At 70.1% G+C, this 7731-nt stretch carries 9 protein-coding genes; all 9 read right to left on the bottom strand.

Annotation, left to right across the window (positions count from 1 at the left end; translation table 11 throughout):
- A partial coding sequence (locus AB0D93_RS41125; protein ID WP_362131760.1) for a lysophospholipid acyltransferase family protein occupies nucleotides 1–921 on the bottom strand: 921 nt, incomplete at its 3' end.
- Nucleotides 922–935: 14 nt separating this feature from the next.
- Entirely contained in the window at nucleotides 936–2006 is a 1071-nt protein-coding gene (locus AB0D93_RS41120) for an NAD-dependent epimerase/dehydratase family protein (protein WP_362131757.1), read from the bottom strand.
- Nucleotides 2007–2215: 209 nt separating this feature from the next.
- A complete protein-coding gene (locus tag AB0D93_RS41115; RefSeq protein WP_003948845.1) occupies nucleotides 2216–2314 on the bottom strand; it encodes an AURKAIP1/COX24 domain-containing protein in 99 nt (32 codons plus the stop codon).
- Nucleotides 2315–2450: 136 nt separating this feature from the next.
- A complete protein-coding gene (locus AB0D93_RS41110; RefSeq protein ID WP_121791081.1) occupies nucleotides 2451–2663 on the bottom strand; it encodes a helix-turn-helix domain-containing protein in 213 nt (70 codons plus the stop codon).
- Nucleotides 2664–2792: 129 nt separating this feature from the next.
- Complete coding sequence (locus AB0D93_RS41105; protein WP_362131754.1) at nucleotides 2793–3608, bottom strand: phosphatase; 816 nt, start codon at nucleotides 3606–3608, stop codon at nucleotides 2793–2795.
- Between the two features lie 133 nt (nucleotides 3609–3741).
- On the bottom strand, nucleotides 3742–4914 hold the full coding sequence (locus AB0D93_RS41100) for an acetoin utilization protein AcuC (RefSeq protein WP_362131751.1): 1173 nt from the start codon (nucleotides 4912–4914) through the stop codon (nucleotides 3742–3744).
- Nucleotides 4865–6076: an MFS transporter gene (locus AB0D93_RS41095; RefSeq protein WP_362131748.1), complete on the bottom strand. Its 1212-nt coding sequence runs from the start codon at nucleotides 6074–6076 to the stop codon at nucleotides 4865–4867. The genes AB0D93_RS41100 and AB0D93_RS41095 overlap by 50 nt, the downstream gene beginning before the upstream one ends.
- 81 nt (nucleotides 6077–6157) lie before the next feature.
- On the bottom strand, nucleotides 6158–6889 hold the full coding sequence (locus AB0D93_RS41090; protein ID WP_362131745.1) for a VC0807 family protein: 732 nt from the start codon (nucleotides 6887–6889) through the stop codon (nucleotides 6158–6160).
- Nucleotides 6890–6982: 93 nt separating this feature from the next.
- The gene (locus AB0D93_RS41085) at nucleotides 6983–7627 is read right to left on the bottom strand and encodes an HAD family hydrolase (RefSeq protein WP_362131741.1); all 645 of its coding nucleotides are present in this window, start codon (nucleotides 7625–7627) and stop codon (nucleotides 6983–6985) included.
- Nucleotides 7628–7731 lie beyond the last annotated feature (104 nt).

The following is a 7731-nucleotide window of genomic DNA, read 5'->3' as shown; positions in this document are numbered from 1 at the left end:
CCACTTCGTCGGCAACGGAACCGCCCCCAGCGGCCCCAACCACGGAAACGTCGGCGTCAACGGAAAGTACGGGAACCCGAGAAGCCGCGCCAGGGTCTTGGCGTTGCCGATCATCGGGTAGATCTCCTCCGCCCCGACGATCGAGCACGGGATGATCGGAGCGCCCTGCCGCAGTGCCGTCGACACGAAGCCGCCCCGGCCGAAGCGCTGCAGCTTGTACCGCTCGCTGAAAGGTTTCCCGATGCCCTTGAAGCCCTCCGGCATCACCCCGACCAGCTCACCCTGAGCCAGCAGCCGCTCCGCGTCCTCCGCACAGGCCAGGGTGTGCCCCAGCTTGCGCGCCAGCTCGTTGACCACCGGCAGCACGAAGACCAAGTCGGCCGCCAGCAGACGCAGATGGCGGTCGGCGGGGTGGTGGTCGTGCACGGCGACCTGCATCATCAGCCCGTCCAGCGGCAGCGTCCCGGAGTGGTTGGCGACGATCAGCGCCCCGCCCTTCGCGGGGATGTTCTCGATGCCCTTCACCTCGACCCGGAAGTACTTCTCGTACACCGGCCGCAGCAACGACATCAGGACCTGGTCGGTCAGCTCCTCGTCGAAACCGAAGTCGTCGACGTCGTAGTCCCCGGTCAGCCGGCGCCGCAGAAAGGCCAGCCCGGCCGCCACACGCCGCTCCAGGCCACCGCCCGCCCCGTCGGCACCCGATCCGGCGCCCGACCGCTCCAGCGGCTCCTCCTCACGGCTCACAGGCTCATCTTCCTGCACCCTGGCCCGGCCCGGCAGGGGCTGGACCTCACCCATTTCACCGGCCTCGCCGAGGGCGCCGCGCCGGCTGCCCGCGCCCCGGCGGCGCGCCGGGCGCTGTGCCGCGCTCCCGCGGGACCGGTCGTCGTCGAACGGAATGACCTTGGCGTCCGCCATCGTTGCCGCTCTCCTCAGTTGGCGCTGTCGGCACTGTGCGTCGTGGGCCGGCCGCCGCCCCTCGCGGCCAGCGCGGCGATCCGGTCGACGGCCCCCGCGAGGGCCTGAGGCGGCACCAGTCCGGGGCCCTGGCCGCACGCGAAGTCCGCGAACGTCTCCGCCGTGGTGTACCTGGGTGTGAAGCCCAGCGTCTCGCGCATCTGGACGGTGTCCACCACCCGCCCGTGTGTGAGCAGCCGGATCTGTTCCGGCGAGAAGTCCGTCATACCGAGCGTACGCACCAGCGAACCCGCCCACGTGACCGCGGGCAGCAGCAGCGGCACCGTCGGCCGCCCGAGCCGCCGCGAGCACTGCGAGAGGAGCAGCACACCGTCACCCGCGATGTTGAACGTGCCGCTGTTGAGGGTGCCCCGGCGCGGCTCGTGCGAGGCGATCCTGAGCACCTCGACGACGTCGTCCTCGTGCACGAACTGCAGCCGCGGGTCGTAGCCGAACACGGTCGGCAGGACGGGCAGCGCGAAGTAGGAGGCGAGCGGGGTGTCGGCGGCCGGCCCGAGGATGTTGGCGAACCGCAGCACGCACACGGCGACGTCCGGCCGCCGCCGGGCGAACCCGCGCACATACCCCTCGACCTCGACGGTGTCCTTCGCGAAACCGCCGCTCGGCAGCGACTTCGCCGGGGTCGTCTCGGTGAAGACGGCCGGATCGCGCGGCGCCGAGCCGTAGACGTTGGTGCTGGACTTCACCACCAGGCGCTTCACGGTCGGCGACTTCTGGCAGGCCCCGAGCAGCTGCATGGTGCCGATGACGTTGGTCTCCTTGACCGTGGCCCGGCTGCCGCTGCCCAGCGGCGTGCCCGTCACATCCATGTGGACGACCGTGTCGGCGCCCGTCTCCGCGAGCACCCGTGCGATCGTCGGGTGCCGGATGTCGGCCTGGATGAAGTCCGCCCCGCCCAGATGGTGCGCCGGCGCCACCGCGTCCACGGCGATCACTCGGTCGACCTCCGGATCCCGCTGGATCCGCCGTACGAACCGGCCGCCCAGCTGCCGGGCCACTCCGGTGACGAGCACGACCTTCCCCAAGATCAGCGCCTTCCTTCCGCGACCGCCTGTGTGCGGCCAACTTAGCGGGTTGATGTTGCGCTGTGATGACCCCCCGATGCACGAAGTGACGGAAATTCACTCATCGGAATATGCCGCCTTCACCGGATCTCCCGAAGGCGGCCGGATACGCCTGTGGCCCCCCACCACTGCTGGTGGGGGGCCACAGGTACACGCTCTCGCGCGGTCGCCTACTTCTTGTTGCGACGCTGAACGCGCGTGCGCTTGAGCAGCTTGCGGTGCTTCTTCTTGGCCATCCGCTTGCGCCGCTTCTTGATAACAGAGCCCACGACTACCCTCGCTCACTTCTCATCACTCGGTTGTTTGGGCGCCATGGGCCCACACGACCTACGAGGGGCTAGCCTACCCAACCGAGCGCTCAGGTCGTAATCGAGGGGGTACCCCCGGGTCACCCCGGGGTCGCCGTCAAGCCGTCTCCACCCCCACATAGCTGTCACGGAGGTACTCGTGTACCGCTTGTTCCGGGACGCGGAAGGACCGCCCCACCCGGATAGCGGGCAGATGACCACTGTGCACCAGGCGGTACACGGTCATCTTCGACACTCGCATCACCGAGGCGACCTCCGCCACGGTAAGGAACTGAACCTCGTTCAGAGGCCTCTCGCCAGCTGCAGCCATGACACACCTGAACCTTCCGCACTCGACGGCCACCGGCTTCCCCTTCCGGTGACTCTTCGTCGTTGCGTGCTCACTCCCCAATGTAGGGGCGGGTGATGCAAGTGGGGAAGAGGTGCACCCATCGCAGGCCTACTGTGACAGACACGCTCGTTTGAGTACGTAGCGGGTAAGCGGCCGGTAGTGATCAGACAGCACCCCGTCATCAACCGGAACGGCCACGGACACGCGCCCCTCCGCCTCCCCCACGAACAGCGCCGGATCGTCGGTGTCGGCCAGCCCGATGGCCTCGAACCCCAGCTGACCAGCACCGCAGACCCAGCCGTGGTCGCCGACGACCAGCTCGGGCAACGGCCCGCCACCCTCCGCCGACGCCTCCAGCGCGACCCGAACCGGGAGCGGCGAATGACAGTGCACGCCCGGCTCACAACCGGGGCGCCCACCGTCGGTTTCCCGCACCAACCCGACTCCCCGTGTGTAGTCCAGCGCACACGTACGTAGACCGAACCGGGTCAATATGTCGACACAGCGACCCTGCGCCGGGGTGAGCACGTCACACCCCGCCGCCGAGAGCGCGTCCGCCAAGCCGGCGTAGAACCCGAGCAGCCGCTGCGGATGCCCGGTCCCGAACAACACGGGCACGCCCCGCCTGGCCGCGTCCCCGATCCGCCCCGCGAACGCGTCCAGCGCGGCCAGTGTCCGCTCCGGATCGATCACATCCCGGCCCGAAGTATGCCGGGGATCGGCCGAAACCCCGCACTTCCGCGCCATGAGACGCAGCAAGTCCCGCTGCCCCCACGCTCCTTCGGGATCGAGCCCGATCAACACGCGTGGATCCCGGGCAGCGAACAGCCGATAACTGCGCAGACTGTCCTCCCGGGAGGTCCCCACCTCCCCGGCGAGCCCGGCAGCCAGCAGATGCGCACGCAGAGCCCCGCTGGTCGACATGGGTGCGATGGTGACGCATGGGGGCGGGAGAGGGGACCGGAACCGGGGAAGTGCGCACGGTTGGCGTAACCGGCACCCGGGTGCCGGCGCCCGCCGCGGCCGCGCCCACCCGGGCGGCATCGGCACAGCGCGACTACGGCAGCAGCCCCCGCATCGGGAACACCGCCCGCCGGGTCGCCCGTACCGCCTGATCCAGCCGGTCCGCGGGGTCGTAACCCGACTCCCACGACGCCCAACTCACCGGCCAGCGACCATCGGTCATCCGCTGCGGCCCCAACTGCCGGGTCCGGGCGAACACCTCCTGACGCCACCCCTCAGGGATCACCGTCTCCGGCGCCACCGGCCGCCCCGCCGCGATTCCCACCAGATGCGTCCACGACCGCGGCACGACCTCCACCACCGCGTACCCGCCCCCACCGAGCGCGACCCACTTCCCCCCGGCGTACTCGTGCGCCAGCTCATGGCACGCCACCTGCACGGCGCGCTGCGCGTCCAGCGACACGGCGAGATGCGCGAGCGGATCCTCGAAGTGCGTGTCGGCCCCGTGCTGCGACACCAGCACCTGCGGCCGGAACTCCGCGAGCAGCTCCGGCACCACCGCGTGAAACGCCCGCACCCACCCCGCGTCCCCGGTCCCCGCCGGAAGCGCCACGTTCACCGCGGCCCCCTCGCCCGCCCCGGCCCCGGTCTCCTCCGGCCACCCGGTCTGCGGGAACAACGTACGGGGGTGCTCGTGCAGCGAGATCGTCAGCACCCGAGGATCCTCCCAGAACGCCGCCTGCACCCCGTCCCCGTGATGCACGTCGACATCCACATAGGCGACCCGCTCGGCCCCCAGCTCCAGCAGCCGCGCGATCGCGAGGGACGCGTCGTTGTAGACGCAGAACCCCGACGCGCCTCCGGGCATCGCATGATGCAGACCGCCGGCGAAGTTCACGGCGTGATCGGCGTCCCCCCGCCAGACGGCCTCCGCCGCCCCCACCGACTGCCCGGCGATCAGCGCGGACACCTCGTGCATCCCGGCGAAGGCGGGATCGTCGATCGTCCCCAGCCCGTACGAGCCGTCGGCCCCCGCCGGATTCGCGGACGCCGCCTTCACCGCGTCGATGTAGTCCTCCCGGTGGACCAGCCGCAGCGTCGACTCCCCGGCCGGCTTGGCCGCGACGACCTCCATCTCCCGGTCGAGCCCGAAGGCACCCACCAGTTTCCGGGTCAGTGCCAGCCGGACCGGATCCATCGGATGGTCCGGGCCGAAGTCATAGCCCGTTACTGCCTCGTCCCACATCAGCTGTGCGCGGCCGCTCATGCCCGCCACCGTATCGGTCCGGTTGAGCGGCGAACGATCTGGCGTACACCAACGTCACCAGCACCAACACCATCGGCACCAGCATGGCCCCCCGGTAGCTCCACGCCTCCCCCAGCGCCCCCACCAACGGCGAACCGACCAGAAAACCCACGTAATTGAAGATGTTCAGACGCGCGACGGCAGCGTCCGAAGCCCCGGGAAACAGCCGTCCCGCCGCCGCGAAGGTCTGCGGCACCAGCACGCACAGCCCCAGACCCAACAGCGTGAACCCGAGCATCCCGACCCACGCCCCCGGCGCCGAGGCCACCACCGCGAACCCGCCGGCCGCCACCAGCGCCCCGAGCCGCACGACCGCCGCCGCCCCGAACCGCCGCACCCCGAAGTCCCCGATGGCCCGCCCCAGCAGCGTGGTCACCATGTACACGTTGTACGGCACGGTCGCCAGCTGCTCCGAACTGCCCAGCACGTCCTTCAGGTACTTCGCACTCCAGTTGGAGACGGTCGAGTCCCCGATGTAGGCGAAGGTCATCACCAGGCACAGCGGCAGCAGCAGCTTGAAGACGACACCCCCGCTCCGGCCCCGTTCCTCCCCCACGGGCGCCGGATCCCCGTCGACGTACCACCGGCTCCCCACGAGCGTCGCCGGCAACAGCACGGCCACCACCGGCAGGTACGACACCCACAGCGCGAGATGCCAGTGCGCCCCGACCCACGCCAGCGAGGCGCCCAGGATCCCGCCCAGGCTGTACGCGGCGTGGAAGCTGAGCATGATGCTGCGCCCGTACGACCGCTGCAGGCTCACCCCGAGCATGTTCATCGAGGCGTCCAGCGCCCCCACGGCCAGTCCGAACGCGCCCAGCGCCACGGCCAGCTCCGCGATGCGCCCGCCCGCCCCGGCGCCGAGCAGCGCCAGCAGCACCACCGGCTGGGACCAGCGCAGCAGCCGGCTCGGCCGTATTCGCTTGACCAGCTGCTCGGTGGTCACGCTGCCGACACCGGCGAGGACCGGTACGGCGGCCAGGAAGACCGGCAGCAGCGCGTCGGAGACGCCGTACCGGTCCTGGACGGCCGGGATCCGCGTCACCAGCAGGGCGAAGGTGGCGCCTTGGGCGAAGAAGCTGAACGCCAACGAGGCCCTACCGCGCCGCAGCACATCAGTCATGGCGGCGAGCGTAGGGCCCCGGGCTACCTGTGGGTAGATCCAGCCAAAGATGAATTTCCTTCAGCTTCACCTCTTCGCGGATCAGGCGGCGACAGCGACCTCGGGCGCCCCGGCCTTGCCCGCCTCGGCCTCGGCGGCCAGCATCTTCTCCATCGGCTCGATGGCCAGACCGCCACCGACGAGCATGCCGATCCCGATCGCGCCGACCAGGAAGACCGTGCCGAGCCAGACCATGGTGTCCACGGGGACCGTGTAGGCGCCCACGACGCGCCCGACGCACTCGGCGAGCAGTGCCACACCCCACACGATCGAGTAGGCCCGCTCCTTGCGCAGGAAGGCCGCGGACCGGTCCGAGGCCCCGGACGTCAGTCGCGCCCAGGCGGCCTCCTTGGCCGCGTCGGCCTTGACCAGGAAGGGCTTCAGACCGGCGGTCATCATCGGCTTGCCCAGCCGCACGGAGAGCAGGATCCCGATCGCGACGGTGCTGCTGACCGCGCCGTCCTTGGCGAGCATCAGCCGGGGGTCACCGGAGACGAAGGTCAGCAGCAGCGAGACCACGTTGACGACCAGGATCAGCCCGGCCAACCCGTTCGTCCTCCGCTCCTTCACCAGGCTCCACAGGGTCCGCAGCGCCGGCACCACACTGCTCCAGGCGAGTGCCGCGAAGGTGCTCGTCCCGAAGCCGTCCTTGAGGACGTAGTACGAGCCGATCGGCACCGCCACGTCCAGGATCAGCGGCTTGAAGTTGTCCAGCACGCTCGGGTTCTGCTTCTGCTGCCCGGTCCGGCTCTGGGTCCCCGTGTTCTTCGTCATGCCCTCAGCTTCGCGTGCGCAGGGGATGCGCCAGTAGAAACGATCGTCCGGACGTCCGTATGACAATTGTCAGGCACCGGGCGATGGCTCCCGTCAGACCAGCAGATCAGCCAACTCGCCCATGGCGGAGAAAAGTTGGTCGGCGCCGGCCAGCTTCGCCGCCGGCGTCATCGCGGTGAACCCGTAGACGGTCATCCCGGCCGCCACGGCCGCCTGGACGCCCAGCGGGGAGTCCTCCACGACCAGGCACCGCTCCGGCGTGACGCCCATCCGCTCCGCGGCGTACAGGAAGAGATCGGGCGCCGGCTTCCCCCGCCCCACGTCCTCGGAGCTGAAGACCCGCTCCGGCGCGAACCACTGGTCGAGCCCGGTCGTACGGTGCCCGACCCGGATCCGCGCATGGCTCCCGGAGGAGGCCACGCAGTACGGCACCCCGTCCGCGGCCAGCTTCTCCAGCACGCCGGTGACCCCCGCCACCGGCTTCAACTCCCTCTCGAACGCGGCGAAGACACGTGCGTGGAAGACGTCGTCGAAGTCGTCCGGCAGCCGCTGCCCCGTCCGCTCCAGCACCAGGTCGTGGATCCGGTGCATCGCCGAGCCCATGTAGTCCCGTATGGAGTCCTCGTACGAGGTCGGGTGGCCCAGCTCGGTCAGATAGGCGGCCAGATGCCGGTTGGAGATGGGCTCACTGTCGACGAGCACACCGTCGTTGTCGAAGACGACCAGGTCGTAGCGCATGCAGACGAGCTTAAACGCAGAAAGGCCCACGCCGTGTGGCGTGGGCCTTTCCCAAGAATTGTTCGGCGGCGTCCTACTCTCCCACAGGGTCCCCCCTGCAGTAC

Source organism: Streptomyces sp. NPDC048191 (assembly GCF_040652655.1).
In the GTDB taxonomy this organism is placed as follows: Bacteria; Actinomycetota; Actinomycetes; order Streptomycetales; family Streptomycetaceae; genus Streptomyces.
Note: the sequence above shows the minus strand (reverse complement) of the source record. Positions and strands in the feature narration are given on the sequence as shown.